We start from the raw sequence: 22,995 nt of genomic DNA, 5'->3' as shown, positions 1-22,995 counted from the left end.
TAGTTCCTGCAGAGAAAGTTGACGGATCAGGGCTAGAACATCCGGCCCGGTTCGCTGTAAGTTGCCGCCGCTCCAAAAAGCACCTCTCGGAGAGGTGGGTGAGTGGCTGAAACCACCGGTTTGCTAAACCGGCGTACGTGGCAACACGTACCGGGGGTTCGAATCCCCCCCTCTCCGCACAGGATGAACCCCCGGCTGCGCCAGCAGCCGGGGGTTTTTTGTGGGGTCGGCCATCAAGGCGCCCCCCACCCCCCTCTATCAGGATTCAGCACACCGGCCGCCAAGCGCCTTGTAAGGCCGCCCCCACAAAAAACCCAGGGCCGGAGACCCGTAGGGTTCATCCCGTGCAGGCCCACCCCCCGGGATGTGCGAGGCGCAGCCGAGCAAATCCCCCCGTCTAGGGTTCGGCCGCCAGACCTCCCCACTCCCAATCAGGATTCAGCACACCGGCCGCCAGGCGCCTTGTAAGGCCGCCCCCACAAAAAACCCAGGGCCGCAGGGCCGTAGGGTTCATCCCGAGCAGCCCCCACCCCCCGACGGGATGTGCGAGGCGCAGCCGAGCAAATCCCCCCGGCCACCATAGACTTTCGGGCTGGATCCCAAGCCCGTCGTGTGCCCATCTGCGGGACGTGGCCGCCCCCGTCCCGGTCACCCGCTAGGCGCTGAGCAACGCTCGAACCGCATCCCAACCCGACAAACTCGCGCCATGCACGGTAGACCACTCCTCAGCCAACGCCTCTCCTGCAAAAAACAGGTTCGCGCCGAGCGGCTGCGCCAGAAGCTCTCGGGATGACTCCCGCTCCCAGTGCGAGTAGGAACCCATGATGTGCGGTTCCTTGGTCCAATCCTGAACCACACTGCCCAGGTAGGCGGGCGTCGCTCTGTCACCAAAAATGGTGTCCAGTTCGCCCAGCACCCGCGAGACAACCTGCTCCTCCGTAGCCAACTCCGTGTAGGCGGTGGCCTTGTCTCCGATCACGAAGAGCCCGAGCACATTACGATCCGTGTCTTTTCGAAAGGCCGCATCGTAGAAGAGTTTGTCGGTATCGGTGATGCTTCCATCAATCGTCAGATCCGGGTAGAAGTCTTCGGAGAACTCGATGAACGCTTTGAGGATGGGAGGCACGTCGACGTCCTCGAACGCTTCTACGCGATCCGCCGGAAGGGGAGGGGTAAAGTCGATGGCGCCTGCCTTCAACACGGCAATCGGCACGGTCATAACAACCTTGTCTCCCGTGTACTCCTGGCCGGCCGCGGTGCGAACCACCACCTTGTCACCGGCATAATCAACACTCTGAACGACCTGTGCGAACCGAATGCGGTCTCCGATGGCGGGTAGCATAAACCGCTCGAAGAAGCCGTACCACGTGGTGCTCTTGAACTTGTACTCGGCGTAGAACGCGTTTATCCAGTTGCGCCCCTTGAGACGACTGCCGTTCCAGATCGAAATCGTTTCAGGTGAATAGCGAATAACCTCCACACTCGCATCGAACGTCTGGTCATTCACCAACCGAGTCAGGATGGTCGGGTCGGTATGGATCCACTCGGCTCCAAGGTCGATGGGGAAATCCGCCAGCGCGCGGGACCGCTTCATGCGGCCTCCGATCACATCGGACGCTTCCAGAATCTCGAAGTCGATGCCGTGTCGCGCGAGCGCGTATCCGGCAGTCAATCCCGCCGCGCCCGCGCCCACGACTAGCACCTTTCCGTTGAAATCTGTTTCGACCAGTTCGGAAAACAGGTCTTCGCTGCAGCCGAGGAAGGTGCCGAGAACAGGAACTCCGAGTCCCATCGCGGCCATCCGCTGGACAAAGTCTCGTCGGTGCATGGTGTTCAGTCTCTGAAGCGTATGGTCCCGCCAACCTGGACCATGAAAAAGAGCGCATCGGGCGTAGTGAACGACAGTCGGCGCCCGACGGCCAGCTGGAGGTGCTTGAGCCGCTGCCTGCCCCAATCCAGGCGATATCCGACCGCAGGAACAAGGTGGAGTCTCAGCTGCCGGGAAGCCTCTTTGTCGCCGCTCGAGATGCTCACGCTGACGTCGATGACCCGACTCTCCACGTGCACGTCAAGGCCGGCCGTTAACGATGACAAGGTCGACGACAGCTGCCATGACGCGTCCGCGCCGACCAGCAGCGTGCGATGGTCGCGCGGCCACGAAAACCCGCCAATCCGAGGCCTGACCACAGGACTCCCAGCAGCACTCATCGTCCACTCGGTGCCAATCACAATACCGGGTTGAATGACGTACCCACCAACAAGGCTTACCGCAATTGGGTACGGCTCCTCCTGCGACTGAGAGTACGCGGCCTGCGCCAGGCACAGGGCCACCACAAGCGCGGAGACGACCCGTTGCGTGCTGCTGCTGGTAAGGCCGGGTGCCATTCCTGTCTACGCCAGACTGCTTCGGAAGGACTCGTCTGGCCCAATCGACCGCGCGAACGCCGTCATCAGCGCCACGGTCCTCTCCACATCTCTCAGATCCACCATCTCGATCGTCGAATGCATGTATCGCATGGGAATCGAGATCAGCGCGCTGGGTATGCCCCGCTTGGTAACGAAGATCTTGTCCGTATCCGTGCCGGAGAAGCGGCTGCTGGCTTCATGTTGCAGCGGGATACTCTCCGCCTCCGCTAGCTTCATCAGCCGCTCGACGATCAGGGGGTGATTCACCGTGCCGTGTGTGATGGACGGACCTTCCCCAAGCACCACCTTTCCGTGCTTCTCCTTCTTGATCCCCGGCGAGTCCGTGGCATGGGTGACATCCAGCACGAGCGCAATCTGAGGTTCCAACCGGTACGACACCATGCGTGCCCCATTTCCACCGATCTCCTCCTGAACCGCGTTCACGGCAAGCACCGTCGCAACGGGAGGGTCGGCCGACGCCGCCAGGTTCTCCAGCACCTTCGCAATCACAAATCCACCAAGCCGATTGTCCAGGGCGCGTCCGATCAGTTTCCCGTCGCCGAGCTCATCGACCGAGTCCGTGTACACAGCCGGGTGACCTACCCGAATGCCACGCTGCGCGACCTCGTCCGGGCTGCCGGCACCGATGTCCACAAACAGCTCTTCCAGCTTCGGCGCCTTCTCTTCCGTACCCCGCTCACGGAGGTGAATCGCGGTATTTCCGATGACGCCAAGCACGGGGCCATCGTCCCCAAGAATCCGAATCCGTTTGCCACGTGCAATCGCATGATCGGAGCCACCGATGCGGTCGACATGCAGAAATCCGTCGTCGGTGATGTACTTCACCATGAAACCGATTTCGTCCGCGTGGGCCTCCAGCATCAGGGTCGGACCGCCGCGCCCATTCAGCGTTGCCCAGGTGTTGCCATAGGCATCGTTGCCGACCTCCGAGGCGAACTCGCGCACGCGGCGAGCCCAGACGCGCTGGCCTGGAAGTTCGAATCCGGTGGGGCTGGGGGTGTCTAGAAGCTCCTTGAGAAAGGCGCGGTCTCCTGCGGTCATTGCATCCGGGTTGGTTTGGCGGCAAGCTACATCAGGGCCGTCCCGCCCGTGTATCTTTCGCCGATGCTGCTGAACTGCGATATGGGGGAGTCCTTCGGGCCCTGGCAAAAGGGCCGGGACGCTGAAGTCATGCCGCTCATCGACTGGGCGAACATCGCCTGTGGCGGTCACGCCGGAGATCCGGACACGATGGCGCGCACGCTTGCGCTAGCAGCTGAACACAACGTGCGAGCCGGTGCCCACCCGGGCTACCCGGACAAGCGACACTTCGGGCGCCTCCGCATCGACATGCCCATCGACACTCTGGTCCACGAGGTTCAGGCTCAGATCGGTGCCCTGCAGGCCGTGGCCCGCGCCGAGGGCGTCACCCTGCACCACGTCAAGCCGCATGGTGCCCTGTACAACGCGATGATGGAGGATTGGGGTCTGTTGGTCCGATTGGGGCAGGCCGTAGCCGCTGTGGACCCCTCCCTGGTCTTCGTGCTCCAGGCCACCCCCGATCGCGATCGCCACGCGCTCGCGCTGCAGAACACCGGTCTGCAACTCGCTTTCGAAGCATTCGCGGATCGCCGCTACCGGTCCGACGGCAGGCTGCAGTCCCGGCGGCATGCCGGCTCCGTACTCGAGGACCCCGAGGAGGTGGAGCGCCACGTGGAGATGCTTCTTGCCGGTACGGTCCAGACTCCTGACGGGCCCTTGCAGATCCGCGCCGATACGCTCTGCGTGCACGGCGACAATCCGGTCGCGCTGGAAGCCGTGCGACGCGTGCGCGCGCTCATCCCACGCAGTCCGTGATCTCGCATCCCGCACCCTGGAGTGCCCTGATAACGCTGCCGCTCGCTCCCAGTGCGTCCACCGTTGCCGTCATTCTCGCCCTTGAGCAGGCGATCCTGGCTTGCGATCTCGAAGTCGTCGACACGGTACCGGCCTTCAATGCCCTCCTGGTGACCGGCCGCCCCGAATCCTGGGATCCGCGAATCGTCGAACGCCGCCTGTCAGACTTCGCAAAAGGACTTCTGGAGCAGCCGCCTCCAGTGACATCCTCACCGCAGACCATCGAGCTCCCGGCGTGCTACTCCCCGGCGCTGGCTCCCGACCTCGAGGCGGTGGCGCAGCGGCACTCGCTGACTCCGCAGGACCTCGCCCGGATCCACGCAGAAAGCACCTATACGGTGCTCGCTGTAGGATTCTCGCCCGGCTTTGCCTACCTGGGCGACCTCGACTCCAGGCTGGCGACGCCCCGGCGCGACGCGCCTCGTCCGGACGTCGCGGCCGGCAGCGTCGGACTGGCAGATCGGCGCACCGCGGTATATCCCTCAAACGGTCCGGGCGGCTGGCAGCTCATCGGCAGGGTGCCCGCATCCCTCTTCGCAGATGCCGAACAACGGCTTGCACGGTTCATGCCCGGAGATCAGGTCCGTTTTCGGGCCATCACCGAGCAAGAATTCGCCCGCGCCTCGTGACGGCCGTGATTCACAGCCCGGGTACGCTGACGACCATTCAGGATCTCGGCCGCATGGGACAGGCCCGACGAGGCCTGGCACCGGGCGGCCCCATGGACCGTGAGGCCTTCCTCTGGGCCAACCGGCTACTGGCCAACCCGATAAACGCCCCGCTCCTGGAAGTCGCTTTCGGCGGACTCACGGTGCAGTTCATGGACGATGGACTCTGCGCGCTGACCGGGGCGGATTGCACGGCCACCCTGGACGACGAGCGCATTGCCCCCTGGAGCGCTGTCCGCGTACAAGCGGGACAGACACTGAGCCTGCGATATGCAGCCGACGGCAACTACGCCTACCTGGCCTTCCCGGGAGGGCTGGTCGCGCCGAGATTTCTTGGCTCTGCCTCCGTGGTGATGCGCGAGGGAGTCGGGCTCTCGCCGGTGAGGGCCGGCGACGAACTGCGCTGGGAGGGTGGGAACGCCCGGCCGGCCCGGGTTCGCCCCGAGGTACACGCCAGAAGCGAGACGGCCTTCGCCTTTTTGCCTGGCTACGAATGGGGCCGATTCTCCGAAGAAGACCAGCACACCTTCCTCCACACTGGCTGGACCATTCAACCCAGCAGCAATCGCATCGCCCGTCACCTTTCCGGGGCCCAACTTGCGTCCGGTCCTCGCGTGCTCGACTCGGTGCCGCTGGTAGACGGCACCGTTCAGGTGCCGCCCTCGGGAAGGCCACTCGTATTCATGCGAGACCGCCCGACCATCGGTGGCTACGCAAAACTGGGTAGCGTTTCGCCCCGCGATCTGGATCGTTTGGCACAAATCCGCCCGGGCGAGGCCGTTCGCTTCAAACTTGGAAACCCTGAGGTGATCCGTCGCGTGTCTAGCTCGCATCGGAGTTTCTTCGAATTGCGCTGAGCAGGGGCACGAATTCCAACGCATGGCAGGACACGTCGCTCGCGACCAGGACCACCTGTACTTCCTCTCCGGTGGCGGAGAGATGGGCGCGATGGCGCGGGAATACGACTGGTCACGGTCTCCCGTAGGCCCCCCTGAGCAGTGGCCACCCAGTCTGAAGACGACGCTGTCGATCCTCTTCGCCTCCCGCTACCCGATGTTCTTGTGGTGGGGGAAAGAGCTGATCCAGTTCTACAACGACCCCTACCGTCCAAGTCTCGGGGAATTGCGTCACCCCGCTGCGTTCGGCCAACGCGGAGAGGAATGCTGGACGGATATCTGGAATTTCATCGAACCCCAGATCGAGCGGGTCCGGGAAGGCGAGTCGACCTGGAGTGAAAATCAGCTCGTCCCGATTCTTCGGAACGGCCGCATGGAAGAGGTCTTCTGGACCTACAGCCATAGTCCGGTCCGCGTTGAATCCGGAGAGGTGGAAGGGATTCTGGTCGTGCTGACCGAGACCACCGGTCAAGTCCTGGCCGATCGCCGCATGCAATCCCTGGCTCAATTGGCCGCGGCCACCCGAGGTGCTCATTCGGAGACTGAGGCATGCGAGGCGGCGGCTGCGGTTCTTGCCGAGGCACCGAGCGACATTCCGTTTTTGCTGATCTATCTGGATGATCCGCAGGCCGACACGGCCCGTCGTGTCGTTTCCACGGTGCCCGGGGTTGGCGAGCCCGCCGCGCCGGAAGAGGTGCATCCTGACTCATCGGCAGATCTATGGGAGATCGGAGCCGTCATGCAAGCGGGGGAAGCGAGACACCTGACGGATGTCACCGCCAGGTGCGGCGAGCTGGTGGCCGGTCCATGGCCGGAGCCGATCGAAGAAGCCCTCGTGTTACCCATCATCCAGCCAGGTCAGGAGGCCGCTTCGGGGGTGATGGTATCAGGCATCAGTCCGAGGATTCCTTTCGATCAGGAGTATCGGGAATATCTCAATCTGGTCGCGACGACGATCGCGACGGCGGTCGGTGAGTCCCAGGCCTTCGAGGCGGAGCGGCGGCGTGCAGAAGCCCTTGCCGAACTCGACCAGGCAAAAACCACCTTCTTCAGCAACGTCAGCCACGAATTCCGCACGCCGCTGACGCTCATTCTGGGACCGGTAGAGGATGCCCTGGCCGATCAGGAGCAGGTGCTCGCCGGCCGCCAGCGCGAGCGGGCCGAGCTTGTACATCGCAACTCGCTCCGACTCCTGAAGCTGGTCAATACGCTGCTCGATTTCTCGCGGATTGAGGCGGGCCGGCTTCGCGCGGTGTACGAAAAGACCGACCTCGCCCATTTCACCACGGAGCTGGCGAGCATCTTTCGCAGCACCATTGAGCGGGCCGGCATGGAGCTGCGGATCCAATGTGATCCGATTCCGGAACCGGTCTTCGTAGATCGCAACCTGTGGGAAAAGATTGTGCTCAATCTGATCTCCAACGCCTTCAAACACACGTTTGAGGGCCACATCGGCGTGTTTATCCGAAGTGTGGAGGGCCGCATTGAGCTGCAGGTGGAAGACACAGGCACCGGAATCCCCGAAGCAGACCTGCCGCACCTCTTCGAGCGCTTCCACCGGGTAGAGGGTGCGCAGGGACGCACGGCCGAGGGCACGGGGATCGGGTTGTCGCTCGTTCAGGAACTCGCCCACATGCACGGAGGCTCGGTCTCCGTGGAGAGCACGCTCGGGGTGGGAAGCTGCTTTCGGATCACCATCCCTGCGGGAGCGGGACACCTGGATCCCGAACTCGTGCGCGAGACCGACGATCACCCCCTGCCGTCGGGCGCATCTACGCCGTATCTGGAGGAAGTCCGCAGGTGGCTGCCCGATGACGATTCGGTTCCTCTTGCCGCTGCCGATCCTGTGCTGGAGGCGACCGGACCAGCGCGGCCGCGGGGCAAGGTGGTGCTGGCCGAAGACAACGCTGACATGCGGGACTATCTCCACCGCCTGCTCGCCGAGCAGGACTACGAGGTCGTCGCGGTCGGCAATGGGGAGCAGGCCTTGAAGGCCGCCCGGCTGCACCATCCTGATGTGATTCTGTCCGATGTGATGATGCCCGAACTGGACGGGTTCGAATTGCTCGAGGCGATCCGGGCTGATGCCGACCTGGCCTCGGTGCGCGTCATCCTGTTGTCCGCGCGGGCCGGCGAAGAAGCGCGCATCGAGGGCATTTCAGCAGGCGCAGACGCGTACGTGGTCAAGCCCTTCTCGGCCGGAGAGTTGATCGCTCAAGTGGGCGCGCAGGTCCAGATCGGTCAGTTGCACAAATCCACCAACGAAAAGCTGACCCGGCTCCTGATGCAGGCCCCGGTGGCAGTAGCCGTGTGGTCCGCGCCGGACTTCACGCATGAGCTCGCCAACGAGCGCTACCTGGAGATGATCGGTCGTTCCGAGGTCATCGGGAAGACGATCTATGAGGTGTTTCCGGAGCTGCCGAGGGATGCGCCCGCCATCCAGCTCATGCACAGGGTGTACGACACCGGGGAGGTTTATATCGCGACCGAGTTCCCCGTCAAGATCGACCAAAAGGGCACGGGCGTGCCGGAAGACGTCTTCTTCCACTTCAGTCTGGCACCGGTGTTCAGTGAGACAGGCGAGGTCACTTCGCTGATGACGGTGGCCGTCGACGTGACCGGCCACATCGAATCGAGACGACAGGTGGAGGGCCTGCTGGACGAAATCCGGCAGCTGAATGAGTCGCTCGAGGAGCAGGTTGCCGAGCGCACGGGCCAGCTTCGCGATGCCGCCTCTCGCCTGACCATGGCCGAGCAGGAGGAGCGTCGTCGGATTTCCCAAATCCTGCACGACAACCTCCAGCAACTACTCTGCGGGGTCCAGCTCCAACTCAATCGTGTGCGGAAGGACGCACGAGCAGGAAAGACAGAGCCCATCCTCAAGAAGCTTCAGGCCATGGACGAGTGGCTGGACGAGAGTGTGCGACTCACGCGCCAGCTGACTGTGGATCTGAGCCCTCCCATCCTGAAGAACGAGGGACTCAAAGAGGCGCTGGAGTGGCTGTTCGCACAGATGAAGAGCCTGCACGGGTTGCAGGTGTCACTGCGTGCGGTCCACTCCTTCCACATCCCCGATGAGGACATGCGGGTCCTGCTCTTTCAGATTGTGCGCGAACTCCTGTTCAACGTCGCCAAACACTCAGGCACCAGTCGCGCCTGGGTCGAGATGAAAGACATTGAGGGCGGTCTGGAGATCCATGTACGCGACAAGGGCCGTGGGTTCGACAGCGAACAGACGGGCGATGTCGGTGCGGCCGGCGGGTTCGGGCTCTACAGCGTGCGCGAGCGCCTGGCCCTGTTCGGGGGCACCCTGAGCATCAAGTCGGCCGCAGACTACGGCACGCGGTCCACCATTCGGATTCAGACGCGCGTCGAGCGAGGGCCTGCCTTCAAGCACCAGCGCTCGGCCTGAGCCCCCGCAAGGCTGACCTTACAGCGCGACCCAGGGGGGCGCAGGGCGGCGAATCCGTACATGACCTATTCTGGCGTCTCACAGACGACGGCGCCATGCGACTCTCCCTCTGCATCCTCACCCTGGCCCTCGCCGTGACCGCACAGGCCCAGGATCGACTGATCCAGCAAGCCGACGAGGCTGCCGCTGCCCAGGCGAAGCTGGTCCAGGTCATGGTCGACAAGATCTTCTCATTCTCCGAACTCGGCTTTCAGGAGGTTGAAACAAGCCGTTATGTCACGGCCATTCTGGAAGAGAACGGATTCCATGTGGAGCGAGGCATTTCCGGTATACCTACCGCGTGGTGGGCTACATGGGGCTCCGGGGAGCCGGTAATTGCCTTCGGCTCGGACCTGGACGGCATCCCCAAAGCGAACCAGAAACCCGGCGTGGCCTACCACGACCCGCTAGTGGAGGGAGCTCCCGGCCATGGTGAGGGTCACAATTCCGGCTCGGCCGTCAACGTCGCCGCCGCGATCGCGGTCAAGCAGGTGATGGAGCGCGAGAACATTCAGGGCACGCTGGTCCTCTGGCCTGGAGTTGCGGAGGAAGTGCTCGGATCGAAGGCATGGTTCGTGCGCGATGGGCACTTCGCCGACGTCGATCTGGTCTTTTTCACCCACGTCTCGTCCAATCTCAGGGTGGGCTACGGGCAGGCCCACGGCACGGGCCTGGTCAGCGTGCAGTTCTCATTTGACGGTGATGCGGCCCACGGTGCCGGAGACCCCTGGGCTGGTCGCAGTTCGCTCGATGCCGTCGAGTTGATGAACGTCGGCTGGAATTTCCGACGCGAACATCTGCACCCACTCCAGCGCTCACATTACGTCATCGTGGACGGCGGAGATCAACCAAACGTCGTTCCCTCCAAGGCCACCGTCTGGTATTTCATCCGGGAGATGACCTATGACGGAATCAAGGCCAACTTCGACACCGCCACCCGCATGGCGCAGGGTGCGGCGCTCATGACGGACACCGAAATGAGTTATCGGGTGGTGGGCGCGGCCTGGCCCCGGCATTTCAACAAGGTGATCGCAGAAAACATGTACGAGCACATCAAGGTGGTCGGTCTGCCCGAGTGGTCTGAGGATGACCAGACGCTGGCTCGTGCCCTGCAGAAAGAGCTTGGAAACCGCGAGCGTGGATTGAACACCGAGCTGGATACCATCGGCGTCCCGATTGGACCCAGGCGTAGCGGCGGCTCGGACGACATCGGCGACATCTCCTGGGCCGTGCCCACCGTCACGCTGCGCTTCCCGGCCAACATGCCGGGCATACAAGGCCACCACTGGTCCAGCGCGGTGGCCATGGCCACGCCCATCGCCCACAAGGGCTCACTGGCCGGGGCGCGCGTCATGGCGCGTACGGCGCTCGATTTCTTCCTGAACCCGGAGAAGGTGGAGCAGGCCTGGGACTACTATCGGGAGGTGCAGACGGCGGAGATGACCTACACGTCGTTCCTCGATCCCGACGAGCCTCCGCCGATCCATATGAACGCGGAGCGGCAGGGGGCCTATCGCGAAAAGCTGAAGGCCTTCTACTATGACCCGGATCGGTACGACAACTACCTGGAGCAGTTGGGCATCACCTATCCTACCGTACGCACCAATGACTGAGACCTCTCAGAACTGCGGAATTCCGAGAGGGCTTACCGGACAGTCCCGGCTCACGTTGTAGGCAATCGATGCAATTTTCCAGCCCTCCCGGGTTCGAAAGAGCTGAAAGGCGTCTGTGCCACAGTGGCTGAACGTGCGGTCGAGCCAGAAATCATAGCGCGTCCATACGATGGCCAGGTCGCCATCCACAAAGACCTGCGGATCCCACATTCTCTCCAGGTACATCGGCCCGTCCTGTGCCAGGCCCTGTGCATCCACCGTGACATCCCGGAAGCGGACGTCTCGGTCCCGGACTGAATAGGCGCGTGCTCCGGGCAGCATCAGCGCCATGAATGCCGTCGAATCGCGCTCTGAAATGGCGTCGAGGGCCTGGCGCGCCACGGCCTCGACGGCTGCGCGATCGGCCTGAGCGGCGACCTCGGAGCAGGCCGCCCCGACCAGGAGCATCGACAGGGCGAGATGTTTCATTTGTGTGCGGATTTGGGAGGAAGGCGGAATGGGGTGCCGCCCCATCGACAGTGGGCTATAATGTCGCAGTTGCCCCCGACCGATATGAAGCGAATTCTCCTGTTCTCGCTGCTGTTGGCGCCTCTTGCAGACGAGGCCCTGCGCGAACTGTACGAGTCCGGCCAGACCTACGAGGCGTTTCTGGAGCAGGCGGATCGCCGCAAGGCCATGTGGCACGACAATACCGAGAAGGCTGTCGTACCCGATTCCATCCGGACCCGTCTGCAGGCAGTCGCAGGTACGTGGCATCTGCTCGCCATCGCTGTGGACGGTTGCAGCGATTCCGCCAATACGATTCCCTATCTCGCAGCTCTGGTCGACGCTGGGGATGGGCTGACGATGCGCATTGTAGGCTCCGATGTCGGACGCGAACTCATGGAGGCCCATCGAACCCCCGACGGCAGGCCCGCCACCCCGACGGTGGTGCTTCTGGATGCGGAATACGAGTTGGCAGGCGTCTTTATCGAACGGCCGGCGCCTCTGCAGGAATGGGCCATCGCCCATCGGGACTCGATGAGCTCCGGCGAATTCCTGCAGGCCAAGTTTGACTGGTATGACCAGGATCTGGGTCGGACCACCATGCACGAGGTGGTCGAGCTCATGGAAGCTGCTGCGGCCGGCCAATGAAAGGGCTGCTCCAACGCCTGGTGCCCGTACGGGATGAGGAGATCTCCCGCCTTCTCTGGGCCACGGTCTATGGATTCTGCATCTTCACCTGCTACTACATTCTGCGGCCGGTGCGAGACGAGATCTCCTCGGCCGATCTGGGCAACCTGCAGATCATCTGGACGGTCGTCTTTGTGGTCATGCTGGCTGCCGTCGCCGCGTACTCCTGGCTGACCACGCGGTATGCAAGGGGACGATTCATCCCGCTCACGAATCGCTTCTTCCTGGCGAACCTGCTCCTGTTCTACGCGGTCCTGATGATTCTTCCCGAGTCCGCTCGGCCATGGATCGACCGCGTGTTTTACGTGTGGGCGGCCGTCTTCGCGCTCTTTGCGGTGACGGTTTACTGGGGATTCTTTGCGGACCTGTTCACGAGTGAGCAGGGCAAACGGCTGTTTGCCTTCATCGCAACCGGCGCGTCACTGGGCGCTCTGGCGGGCTCGTCCATTTCATCCTTCCTGGCCGAGCCGCTTCCGCCATTCACCCTGCTGCTGGTGGCCTGCGTACCGCTGGAAATCGCAAGCTGGTGCGTGCACGTACTCAATCGCGCCGGGGTGGCCGGGGAGCCGGACGCGGTACGGGATCAGCCTCTGACCGGATCCGCTCTCAGTGGCATGAAGCGTGTTGCCGGCTCGAAGTACCTGCAGGGCATCATGGCCTTTATCCTGCTGATGACGTTCGCTTCGACCGTGCTCTACTTCCAGCAGGCCGAACTTATCGGCAATGCGTTTCCGGAGGACCGCGCCGCCCGGACCGCATTCTATGCCCGCATTGACCTGGCGACCAACATTATCACTCTGCTGCTTCAACTCTACGTCACCGCGCGCATCATTCGGTGGATTGGGTTGGGCACCGCGCTTCTCCTGCTGCCCGCCGTGACGGCCCTTGGTTTCCTGACGCTGGGTGTTTATCCGCTGCTCGCAGTGCTGGTCGTTCTCCAGGTAGCCTACCGGGCCGGTCGTTATGGACTCGCCAAACCGGCGCGGGAAGTGTTGTTCACGGTATTGCCCCGGGAAGAGAAGTATCAGACCAAATCATTCCTGGACGCCGCCGTGTATCGCGGCGGCGATACGGTCAGCGGCTGGGTCTACTACGGTCTCGGTGCACTCGGTTTGTCGATCGGGGCGATTGCGCTGGTCGCAGCGCCGGTTGCAGCCGTCTGGGCGCTGGTCGGGCTCAGGCTGGGCCGCGCCCACGAAACTCAGGCCGAAGGCTGATCCATCGCCTCAACCCGAACGATTGCGCCCTTGAACGCCGGGGTACGGCTGGTGGGGTCCACGGTCCGACTGACAAGCTTGTTGGCCTCGGGGAAATACATGGCAGAATTGCCCGGCTTCAGCCGTTCGAATCGGGTGACGCGCACGGGATAGAGGCTGCCTGCCGGACCGTGTACGGCAACACGATCCCCAGCCTTGACGCCTGCGGCATCCATGTCTCGCGGGTGCATCAGGATCACGTCGCGGGACGATACGCCGCGGTAGAGGTCCTCCTCCTCGTAGACCACCGTGTTGAATTGCCCCTCACTGCGGACCGTCATCAGCCTCGTTTCTCCGGGCTCAAGTGACCTCGAGTCGGGCACTGCGTGCGCAAACAGTCGCGCACGTCCGTCTTCGGTCGGGAAGCGCGGCTGGTGCAGCGTGCGACCGCCGATCTGAAATTCCTCCCGGGTTGTGTCCATGGCGGACATGGCCTCCCAGCCCGGGATGACGGCTCCGATGACCTGGCGGATGGACCGGGTGTGCTCGAGCGACTCAAAGTCGACCGGCCCCTGAACGCCCAAAACACGCCGAGCCAGCTCGGCGATCACCTGCACCTCAGACCTGGGGCCCTCCAGTCGGGCAGGCCCCCCATCGCTCATGCGCACATAATTGAACATGGACTCCTGGGTCGTCGGCTCCGGCTCCTCATCCCGGGCCAGGACCGGCAGGATCAGGGACTGCGCGCCGGTGCCCCAGGCGTGCCCCGTATTGAGGGTGGTGCTGAGATACACCGTCAGGTCGAGGTTGCGTAGCGCAGAGGCCGCGAAGTCTGCGTCCGGATTCGAGCCGTACAGGTTGCCTCCCAGGCACACGCCGAGCCGCATGTGTCCTGCGTCGGAAGCCTCCATACAGGCCATCGTGTCCAGGCCCGGACTGGTCGGCAGCTGCACGTCCAGGCGATCCTCCAGCGCATCGAACACGGCCTTCTTCAGCGTCGGTGTGACACCCACCGAACCCATGCCCTGCACGTTGGAGTGGCCGCGAATGGGCATCAGCCCCGCGCCCGGCTTGCCTACCATGCCGCGCAGCAGGGCCAGGTTCGCCAGCGCCTGCACGTTCTTCACGCCGTGCGCGTGATGGGTAATGCCCATCGCCCAGGAGAAAATGGTGCTGTCCGAGTCTGCATACCGGCGGGCGATGCGATCGATATCCGCCATCGCCACGCCTGAGCAGGCGATCAGGTCCTCCCATGCGTGTGCCTCTAGTGAGTCGGCGTACTCCTGCCAGCCGTTGCAGTGCATGGCCAGAAAACCGGCGTCGTGAGCGTCGAGCTCGACCACGCGTTTGGAGATCGCCGTAAGCAGCGCTAGGTCTCCGCCGATATCCGGCTGCACAAACCAGCTCGCAATCTCGGAACCGAAGAGCAGACTCCACGGATGGCTGGGCACCTTGAAGCGTTCCAGTCCCGGCTCGCGCAGCGGGTTCACGACTACGACATCCCCGCCCCGCGCCCGCACACGCCGCAGACTCTCGATCAACCGGGGATGGTTGCTGGCCGGGTTGGCACCGACCAGGATCACGAGATCCGTCTTGTCCAGATCCTCCAGCACCACCGTGGCCGTGCCCGTGCCGACCGAACTCGTCAACCCCGCCCCGCTGGCCTGGTGGCAGTAGTAGGAGCAGTTGTTGACATTGTTCGTGCCGTACAGCCGCGCGAACAGCTGCAGGAGGAAGCCGGCCTCATTGCTGCTGCGTCCGCTGAAATACCAGAAGGTCTCGTCCGCCGGGGTGGCCCGCAGCGTAGAGGCAACAAGTCCCAGAGCCTCGTCCCAGCTGACGGGCTCATACCGTCCCGTCTCTCGTCGATACAGGACAGGCCGGGTCAGCCGGCCAGCGCTTTCGAGTTCACGAGGCGTCAGCTGGCGCATCCGGGCGATGGGGTAGCGGTGCCAGAAATCGCCCGGAATGCCGGGCTGCATGTCGGCAGCCATGGCCTGAAGGCTCTTCTTGCAGAGCTCAGGGAAGCTGCCGACCTCGTTGACCATGCCGCCCTTTTGGCCTCCCATGCCCACGGCGCAGGTCTTGCAGGCATTGCGCGAGCGCATCGCCCGCCAGAGAGGGAGGATTCCACCCGCCTCCCGAGCCTTGCGCCAGGAATAACCGATCGCGGCCCAGCCGCCCCCTGCTCGTGCTCCTGCCATGCATTAACATACGGACCGAGAACCCAACCCTGACGCTGCCATGCGCACTTCCCTCATACCGGTACTGGCCCTCGTACTTCTTCCCGGACTTGCCGTCGCTCAGGATGCCGAGTCGGATGTCTCCTCCGTGCTGGATCAGTTGCATCTAAAAGCGTCCGAAGGGGACTTCGAAGGCTATTTCTCCCTGTATGCCGAGAACGCCGTCTTCTTCGGCACCGATGCCTCGGAACGGTGGCCGCTGGAGATCTTCAAGGACTACACCAGGGGTCGTTTTGCTGAGGGCACGGCATGGACCTACCACATGCTGGAACGCAACATCGACTTCTCCCCGTCTGGTGAGGTGGCCTGGTTCGATGAGCTGTTGACCAACGACCGTCTCGGACTGACTCGAGGTACCGGGGTCTTGGTCAGACAGGACGATGGGTGGCTCATCACCCAGTACCACTTGACCATTCCGGTCCCGAATGAGCTCGCCGTGCCGTTTGTCGAGATCATCAAGGTGCACGAAGCCTCCCAGTAGGCTTTTCGCCTTCTTGACCGGAGACAGGGAACGCGCATGAGCGGGTCCGGTAATCGCGCGCCATGCTCACCAAGCGCATCATACCCTGCCTGGACATCCGCGACGGGCGTACTGTCAAAGGGATAAACTTTGTCAGCCTTCGGGACGCCGGAGACCCTGTCGAGCTGGCGGTCCGCTACACCGATCACGGCGCGGACGAGCTGGTTTTCCTGGATATCACGGCCACGGTGGAAGGTCGTCGCACGTTTGCCGACCTCGTGGCCGATATCGCGGCCGCCATCAACATCCCTTTCACCGTTGGTGGTGGCATCAGCTCGGCGGCAGATGTGGATCGTCTGCTGGGGGCCGGAGCCGACAAGGTTTCGGTCAACTCGGCCGCGGTGCGGCGGCCGGAGCTGGTGAGCGAATTGGCCAAAGAGTTCGGATCGCAATGCGTGGTACTGGCCGTCGATTGCCGGGATACTGACGGCAGGTCCGTGGTGCACACGCACGGAGGGCGCACGCCGACGGACCTTGAAACGGAGCCCTGGGTCAGGGAGAGTGTCGATCGGGGAGCGGGGGAGATCCTGCTCACCTCCATGGATCACGATGGGACGAAGGCCGGATTTGCGCTCGACATCACACGCCGCGTTTCGCAGTCCGTCAACGTGCCCGTCATCGCGTCCGGTGGTGCCGGAGCCCGAGAACACTTTGTGGATGTGTTTCGGCAGGGCAAGGCGGATGCTGCGCTTGCCGCCTCCATATTTCACTTTGGCGAGATTCCCGTTCCGGACCTGAAAGCCTGGCTGCACGAGCAGGGTGTTTCGGTCCGTTTACCCATGGCGTTCGATGCAGGTTGATTTTGACAAGATGGACGGGCTGGTGCCGGCCGTAGTCCAGGACGTGCGCACGGGCGATGTGCTCATGCTCGGCTATATGAATCAGGACGCGCTGTCCGCTACACGCTCGACCGGCCTGGTCACCTTCTTCAGCCGTTCCAGGGGGCGCCTCTGGCAAAAGGGTGAGAGCAGCGGAAACGTCCTGCATTTCGTGGACGCGCGGGCTGATTGTGATGGCGATGCACTCCTGATTCGCGCGCGCCCCGAGGGCCCCACGTGCCACACCGGCGCGAGCACCTGCTGGGGCGAGCCGGACGCGCGGGAAGGCGCGGGGTTCTTGCGCACCCTTTCGGCGGTCATCGACGATCGCGCGCAGGCAGAGGCCGGCGCTTCCTACACCCGGCGGTTGCTGGACAAGGGTCCTGCAGGGCCCGGACAGAAAGTCGGGGAGGAGGCTGTGGAGACGGTGATTGCCGCGCTGTCCGAATCGGACGATGACCTGGTCAACGAGGCATCGGATCTGGTCTATCACCTGCTGGTGCTGCTCAAGAGCCGCGGATTGACGCTTGACGACATCGGGGAGCGACTCCGGCAGCGTCACGCGGGCTGAAGCGGTCCCGCTCAGTATCGGAGGTCTCCGGAACCGGGTGACGCCTCCGAGTCGGCCGCCTGAACGGCGGGTCACCGGGCGCATGGAACCGCTCGCGGATGCGTGCACCAACGGCATTGGCGAACACCGTCTAGATTGCCGGGCCATTTGCCGACCGACCCATGCGCCGTCTCCTTATTGTCCTGCTGCTATTCAGCTGTGTCACGGGTGCTGCTGCCCAGACGGCCACCGTCAGGGGTTTCGTTACGGACGCCGAATCCGAAACCGCATTGCAAGGGGCCACAGTTGTCTTGGAGCGTGCCGGCGCATTGCTCGGGGAGGCCACAGACGGCGACGGCTTTTTCACGCTTCGCCGGGTACCCATCGGGTCCTACACCCTGCGCGTCTCTTTTGTAGGCTACCAGACACGGGAGGAAACGATTTCGGTAACGGCCGGCGAGCTCCGTGACCTCTCGATTGCGCTCGAACCCGCCACCGGAGAGCTCGAGGAGGCGCTGGTGGTTGCGGAGGTCGAAAGCGGCATTGCCGCGGTCGCAGCGGGCCTGGAGACCATTCGGCCGTCGGATGTGGATCGGATTCCGGTGCCTGGGGTGTCCGGGGACCTCGCCGCGTATCTGCAGACTGTCCCGGGCGTTGTGCTGCCCGGTGACCGGGGTGGTCATTTCCACGTGCGGGGAGGGGCGCCGGACCAGAACCAGGTGCTGCTGGACGGCATCCCCGTCTACAACCCGTTGCACGTACTGTCCATGTTTTCCGCCTTTCCGGAGGAGGTCATAGACGGCGCTGACTTTTACACCGGTGGCTACCACGCCGCCTACGGCGAGCGCATGTCCTCGGTGCTGGATGTCACGGCACGCAACGGCAACAAGCAGGACTTTGCCGGAGCGGCGGCGCTGGCACCGTTTCTTAGTGGCTTGAGACTGGAGGGGCCCCTGCTGACCCGAAGGGCTTCTTTTCTGCTGTCGGGACGGCGTTCCCTGGTGGAGGAGCTGACCCCGGACTTCTTCGGCCAGCGCATGGCATACCGGTTCGGCGATGTATTCGGTAAGGTTCACGCGCTGCTTGGTCGCCAGCACCGACTCTCCATCACCGGTCTGCACACGTTTGATCGCGGGGACCTCGCCGCCACGGAGAAGACGTTTCTTGGGGATGCCCTGGCGACGCCAGACACGGACTCGACCCGCATCGCCTGGACCAACACGGTCTTTGGTGCGCGCTACGAGTATTTCCCGGGCTTCATGCCGGCGCAGTTCACGCTTTCGGGCGGACTATCGTCCAGCACGCAGGAGTTCGGTCCGGCTGAGCAGCTCGAGCGCGAGTCTTCAATCGAGAGCCTGGACCTGAAGGCGGATCTGGTCTACTTCCTCTCGGGTGGGGAAGTCGCCCTGGGAGGCCTGTTCCGGGCCACGGACACAGCCTACTTCATGGACGGGCAGTTCGACGACGTACCGAATCGCGGTTCGGCCGCCCTGGAAGAGATTGCGGCCTATCTCTCGGTGGAGGCCCGGGCAGGACTGCTGACGCTCACGCCAGGGTTGCGCTGGTATTCCGTGCCGGATCTGTCGCAGTCTGTGTTTGAGCCTCGTCTGCGGGTCGCGGCCTCCGTGGCCGATGGGCATGAGGTGTCGGCATCGTGGGGCTTGTTCCACCAGGCACTGATCGGCCTGAATGATCAGCGGGATCTCGGGAATGTGTTTACCGCCTGGATGCCGGTGGATGGCGAGTCCCTTCCGCAGTCCATGCACGCAGTGCTCGGCTGGTCCGGCACATTGCCGGCCGGCGTTCGGTTGGCCGTCGAGGGGTACTTCAAGGACTATGCAGACCTGCGCATCCCGATCTTCAGTGCGTTTCCGCGGTTCAATACGCGGCTCGAGTCAGCAGACGGACAGGCATACGGGGCAGACGTCCGTCTGGAGTTCACCGGCCAGGAGTTCGTGCGGGAAAGCCAGATCGGCGGACGGGTGAGCTACTCGCTCGGCAAGGTGGAGTACACCACCGACTCGGGCGCCGTTTTCCCCCCAGGCCACGATCGGCGGCATTTGGCGCAGGGCGTCATCACTGTCTCCAAAGGAGAAGTCAGTTTGTCCGTACAGGCGCAATATGGGTCCGGTCTGCCGTTCACCCCATCGGCCGGGTTTGACAAGTGGTACCTGTTCACGCCGGATGTAGACGTGGCGTGGGAAGCGGGAGAGGATCGACTGCTGTACGCCGAGCGCAATTCGGCACGGCAGCCCACCTACGGCCGCGCAGACGTGTTTATTCAGCGGCGCATCGAACGCGGGCGATACGTGGGCACGCTGCGAGCGGGTGCCCTGAACGTCTTCAACCGGTCCAACCTGTTCTACTTCGACCTGTATACCTATCGGCGGGTGGACCAGCTGCCGGTTGTGCCGTCGGTAGGGATGAAGCTGGAGCTGCGCTAGCCTGCCGCGGGAAACAGCGACTCATCCAGGCCGGGGATGATGCGCATTGCATTGCCGTAGTAGACGGCACGAAGCACATCGTCAGGGAGGTTGAGTCCGTACAGCCGCCAGAATGCGTGGTACTTGCGGTAGTACGGGAAGTACTCGTGATCGGTCTCGAGCACCCGGAAGTAGGTGTGGAATTCCACCGGGTTGTAGAAGTCCTTGCCGAAGAGAACCCGGTCCTTGTAGCGTTCGAGCCAGGCCGCGGCGTGGCGTGGCTGCCGACCGAGTTCCTGCACGACCGCTCCGATCTCGGTGTAGACATTCGGTAGTTCATCCAGCAGGCCGCCGAGCTGGTCCAGGTCACTGCCCAACCATCCGAGGTGGGCGGCGATGAAGGTGGTATTCGGGTGGTTTCGGAACAGGTTGTGCTGTTCGCCGATGATCGTATCAAACGGCGGGAACTGATCCGCGGGGCGATACCGCCGTGGCCGAAGTTTCAGCTCGAGCCATCGCTCGTTGTGCTTGTTTCGGGGCTGCCAGAACATCGCCGGGTCTGCCGTGTGGATCAGGACCGGCACGCCGCGCTCGCCACACAGTGCCCAGATGGGGTCGAGACGGGGATCATCCACCGCAACGCGGTTGCCGTCCACATCCTGCACGTCCATACCCAGGTTCTTGTAGATCTTCAGGCCGCGGGCGCCGGCGTCCAGATCGCGGGCCAGTTGTGCCACCGCGCGCTCCGTCCATCCGGGTGCCCCGACGCTGTCGAAGGGCACGTTGGCAAACGTGACGAAGCGGGAGGGATGTCGACCCTCTGTATTCGCGATCGCCTGTTCGAGGCGATCCCCGGTGCCGCCGCTCAGGTTGACGCTCACCGCCAGATTCAGCGAGTCGAACTGTGCCACCAGCGTATCCACTGCACCTTCCGTGAAGGCGGGCGCGCGAAACCAGTGCCCATGCACATCAACGAACGGGAACTGCGCGGTTGGTACGCCGAATCCTGGCACACGCAGCGTGGACACCGGTTCGTATTCCTCGATGGTCATGCCGTCGAGCTTCTCGGCTTCGGCAGCCAGCTCAGGAGGCAACACCCACGGGACTTCTTGCTGGGGCGTATCGGCTTCAGATACGGCGCAGGCGCTCAGGATGAGGGACAGGCAGGCATGGGGAAGCAGGCGCGACATGGGGACCGGAGATTGTGCGCCGCTTGGATGCGGTCCGCTCCGGCAGGTTTCAGCTTCCCAGCCCGAGGCCGCGTTCGGTGCGTTTGATTTCCTGGTAGCGCGAGAGCGCCTGCTTCAGGTCGGCAAGCGTCACAGGCTTCGAGAGGTAGTCGTCCATCCCGGCTTTCAGGCATCGCGCGCGGTCTTCCGGCATGGCGTTCGCCGTGAGCGCGCAGATGTGCGGCTGCTTGATGTGCATATCCCGGATCTGGATGGTCGCGTCCAGGCCGTTCATGACAGGCATCTGCAGGTCCATGAAGTAGAGGTCATAGTACTCGACCTTGGCCATTTCCACGGCCTGGAGACCGTTCTCCACCACATCGGCAAAGACGCCCGCGCGCTCCAGCAGCTTGCACACCACACGCTGATTGGTCGGGTTGTCCTCCACTACCAGCACCTTGATGTCGAAGGAGGCGCGCCTCGGCTCGCGATCCGTTTTGACATCGGCGTTTCGGGTTGACTCCTGCTCGGTTTCCGGGACGACAAATGTGAAGTGGAACGTGCTTCCCTGGCCCACTTTGCTGTCGACCCATATTTCGCCGCCCAACGCCTCCACGAGTCGCTTCGAAATGGCAAGTCCCAGTCCGGTGCCTTCCTTTGTGCGGTTGTAGGCATCCTCTACCTGTGAGAAGGGGGCGAAGATGGACCGCAGTTTGGCGCCGTCGATGCCGATCCCCGTGTCGGAAACCGACACGTGATACCACACCTGGCCTTCCCGTGCGCGCGCCGAGACGGCCACCGAGATCTCTCCAGACTCCGTGAACTTGACGGCATTGCCGACCAGATTGAAGAGCACCTGGCGCAACCGCGTCTCGTCCGAGGTCACCCAGTTGGGGGCTCCGGCCTGATACCGCAGGTTGAGACGCACACTGTTTGCGTTGACCAGCGGGCGGAAGACGTCCAGCGTTGTGGCAACGCAGGCCTGAAAATCGAAGCGCTCTGCATCAAAGGTCAACTTGCCTGCCTCAATTTTGGATAGGTCCAGGATGTCGTTGATCAGGGAGAGTAGCGCGTTGCCACTCGACTGAATGGTCTGCACCATATCACGCTGATCCCCGGAGAGGTCCGTGTCCTCCAGAAGGCCCGTCATGCCTATTACGGCATTCATGGGCGTGCGAATCTCGTGGCTCATGTTGGCCAGAAACTCACTCTTGGCGTGCGATGCGGCCTCAGCCGCCTCTTTGGTGAGCCGCAACGCTTCTTCGTCGCGCCGCCGCTCGGTCATGTCACGCGCAATCTCTACGTAGCCCGTCAGTCGACCGGCATCATCACGGAGTGCGGTGGTAGTGGCCTCGGCCCAGAACATGCCGCCGTCCTTGCGACGACGCCAACCTTCTGTGCGCGCATAGCCGGTCAGGGCGGCTTCTCGAAGCGACTCTTCCCACACATCTGCCTCCACCACGAAGGCAACAGGACGCTGCCCCATCACTTCGTCTGCTGAGAATCCACTGGTCTTTGAGGCGCTCTCGTTCCAACTGGTGATCTGCCCGGCGGCATCCAGCAGCATGATTGCGTCCGGAGATGCCTCGAGAATCAGCTGAAGCTTGCGCTCGCGTTCCCGAAGCGCGTCCTCAGCGGCGTTCCGCCTGTCAATCTGATCCTGCAGCAGGGTCACGATGGACAGCACGTTCTCGTCCGCAAGATCCTGCTCCGACTCGGTGAGCTGGAGGGAGCGGAGCGAGTTCTTCAGTCGCCGCAGAACCAGGGCCTGATTCGCTGCTTCCTCGGTGAGCCGCTGATTGGCCTCATACAGCTCGCTGGAGCTGAGGTCCATCGAACGGCTCAGAACCTTTCGGTCCGAGTCGTACTGGGTGTAGGCGTCGCTGACAGCCTGCAGGAAAGCCTGCAGATCTTCCGGGGTGTCGCCTTCGCCCAGATACTTGCGAATCTGGCGCTTCAGGAGACGATGCATG

The 22,995-nt window shown here is 63.3% G+C and carries 18 protein-coding genes and 1 tRNA gene; 12 read left to right on the top strand and 7 right to left on the bottom strand.

The window, feature by feature from the left end:
- The first annotated feature begins 88 nt into the window (after positions 1-88).
- A tRNA-Ser gene (locus JJ896_01625) sits at positions 89-177 on the top strand.
- A gap of 478 nt (positions 178-655) precedes the next feature.
- On the opposite strand, the gene JJ896_01620 is transcribed toward JJ896_01625, so the two are convergent.
- Genes JJ896_01620 through JJ896_01610 form a run of 3 tightly spaced genes read right to left on the bottom strand, consistent with a single transcriptional unit; the run spans position 656 to position 3,468 of the window.
- A complete protein-coding gene (locus JJ896_01620) occupies positions 656-1,828 on the bottom strand; it encodes an FAD-dependent oxidoreductase (GenBank protein MBO6778327.1) in 1,173 nt (390 codons plus the stop codon).
- A 5-nt stretch (positions 1,829-1,833) separates the two neighbouring features.
- Complete coding sequence (locus JJ896_01615) at positions 1,834-2,385, bottom strand: hypothetical protein (protein ID MBO6778326.1); 552 nt, start codon at positions 2,383-2,385, stop codon at positions 1,834-1,836.
- 6 nt (positions 2,386-2,391) lie between these two features.
- On the bottom strand, positions 2,392-3,468 hold the full coding sequence (locus JJ896_01610) for a M42 family metallopeptidase (GenBank protein ID MBO6778325.1): 1,077 nt from the start codon (positions 3,466-3,468) through the stop codon (positions 2,392-2,394).
- 63 nt (positions 3,469-3,531) lie between these two features.
- On the opposite strand from JJ896_01610, the gene JJ896_01605 reads away from it, so the two are divergent.
- From JJ896_01605 to JJ896_01585, 5 genes are all read left to right on the top strand, one after another.
- On the top strand, positions 3,532-4,263 hold the full coding sequence (locus tag JJ896_01605) for a LamB/YcsF family protein (protein MBO6778324.1): 732 nt from the start codon (positions 3,532-3,534) through the stop codon (positions 4,261-4,263).
- On the top strand, positions 4,260-4,931 hold the full coding sequence (gene pxpB / locus JJ896_01600; GenBank protein MBO6778323.1) for a 5-oxoprolinase subunit PxpB: 672 nt from the start codon (positions 4,260-4,262) through the stop codon (positions 4,929-4,931). The genes JJ896_01605 and pxpB overlap by 4 nt, the downstream gene beginning before the upstream one ends.
- Entirely contained in the window at positions 4,928-5,827 is a 900-nt protein-coding gene (locus JJ896_01595; protein ID MBO6778322.1) for a biotin-dependent carboxyltransferase family protein, read from the top strand. The genes pxpB and JJ896_01595 overlap by 4 nt, the downstream gene beginning before the upstream one ends.
- 22 nt (positions 5,828-5,849) lie before the next feature.
- A complete protein-coding gene (locus JJ896_01590; GenBank protein ID MBO6778321.1) occupies positions 5,850-9,278 on the top strand; it encodes a response regulator in 3,429 nt (1,142 codons plus the stop codon).
- 95 nt (positions 9,279-9,373) lie between these two features.
- Positions 9,374-10,930, top strand: a complete 1,557-nt coding sequence (locus tag JJ896_01585; GenBank protein ID MBO6778320.1) for an amidohydrolase — start codon at positions 9,374-9,376, stop codon at positions 10,928-10,930.
- A 6-nt stretch (positions 10,931-10,936) separates the two neighbouring features.
- On the opposite strand, the gene JJ896_01580 is transcribed toward JJ896_01585, so the two are convergent.
- Positions 10,937-11,398: a hypothetical protein gene (locus JJ896_01580; GenBank protein MBO6778319.1), complete on the bottom strand. Its 462-nt coding sequence runs from the start codon at positions 11,396-11,398 to the stop codon at positions 10,937-10,939.
- Positions 11,399-11,482: 84 nt separating this feature from the next.
- Here JJ896_01580 and JJ896_01575 point away from each other — a divergent pair, with 84 nt between their 5' ends.
- Both JJ896_01575 and JJ896_01570 read left to right on the top strand, forming a co-directional pair.
- A complete protein-coding gene (locus JJ896_01575; protein MBO6778318.1) occupies positions 11,483-12,064 on the top strand; it encodes a thioredoxin family protein in 582 nt (193 codons plus the stop codon).
- Complete coding sequence (locus JJ896_01570; protein ID MBO6778317.1) at positions 12,061-13,320, top strand: hypothetical protein; 1,260 nt, start codon at positions 12,061-12,063, stop codon at positions 13,318-13,320. The genes JJ896_01575 and JJ896_01570 overlap by 4 nt, the downstream gene beginning before the upstream one ends.
- Here JJ896_01570 and JJ896_01565 read toward each other — a convergent pair.
- Positions 13,305-15,503, bottom strand: a complete 2,199-nt coding sequence (locus tag JJ896_01565; protein MBO6778316.1) for an FdhF/YdeP family oxidoreductase — start codon at positions 15,501-15,503, stop codon at positions 13,305-13,307. The two genes, JJ896_01570 and JJ896_01565, sit on opposite strands and share 16 nt — an antisense overlap.
- Positions 15,504-15,543: 40 nt before the next feature.
- Between JJ896_01565 and JJ896_01560 the strand changes: the two genes are divergently transcribed.
- The 4 genes from JJ896_01560 to JJ896_01545 all read left to right on the top strand — a co-directional run bounded on the left by JJ896_01560 (position 15,544) and on the right by JJ896_01545 (position 19,874).
- The gene (locus JJ896_01560; GenBank protein MBO6778315.1) at positions 15,544-16,023 is read left to right on the top strand and encodes a nuclear transport factor 2 family protein; all 480 of its coding nucleotides are present in this window, start codon (positions 15,544-15,546) and stop codon (positions 16,021-16,023) included.
- Positions 16,024-16,085: 62 nt separating this feature from the next.
- Positions 16,086-16,862, top strand: a complete 777-nt coding sequence (hisF, locus tag JJ896_01555; protein MBO6778314.1) for an imidazole glycerol phosphate synthase subunit HisF — start codon at positions 16,086-16,088, stop codon at positions 16,860-16,862.
- The gene (locus JJ896_01550) at positions 16,852-17,451 is read left to right on the top strand and encodes a bifunctional phosphoribosyl-AMP cyclohydrolase/phosphoribosyl-ATP diphosphatase HisIE (protein ID MBO6778313.1); all 600 of its coding nucleotides are present in this window, start codon (positions 16,852-16,854) and stop codon (positions 17,449-17,451) included. The genes hisF and JJ896_01550 overlap by 11 nt, the downstream gene beginning before the upstream one ends.
- Before the next feature lie 161 nt (positions 17,452-17,612).
- Entirely contained in the window at positions 17,613-19,874 is a 2,262-nt protein-coding gene (locus tag JJ896_01545) for a TonB-dependent receptor (GenBank protein ID MBO6778312.1), read from the top strand.
- Here the strand turns inward: JJ896_01545 and JJ896_01540 are convergent.
- Both JJ896_01540 and JJ896_01535 read right to left on the bottom strand, forming a co-directional pair.
- Complete coding sequence (locus tag JJ896_01540; GenBank protein MBO6778311.1) at positions 19,871-21,043, bottom strand: amidohydrolase; 1,173 nt, start codon at positions 21,041-21,043, stop codon at positions 19,871-19,873. The two genes, JJ896_01545 and JJ896_01540, sit on opposite strands and share 4 nt — an antisense overlap.
- Before the next feature lie 49 nt (positions 21,044-21,092).
- Positions 21,093-22,994, bottom strand: a complete 1,902-nt coding sequence (locus JJ896_01535) for a response regulator (GenBank protein ID MBO6778310.1) — start codon at positions 22,992-22,994, stop codon at positions 21,093-21,095.
- Between the last annotated feature and the right edge of the window lies 1 nt (position 22,995).

The sequence above is a fragment of the Rhodothermales bacterium genome, from assembly GCA_017643395.1.
Lineage (GTDB): Bacteria > Bacteroidota > Rhodothermia > Rhodothermales > UBA10348 > JABDJZ01.
This window is presented reverse-complemented; position numbering and strand designations above follow the sequence as displayed.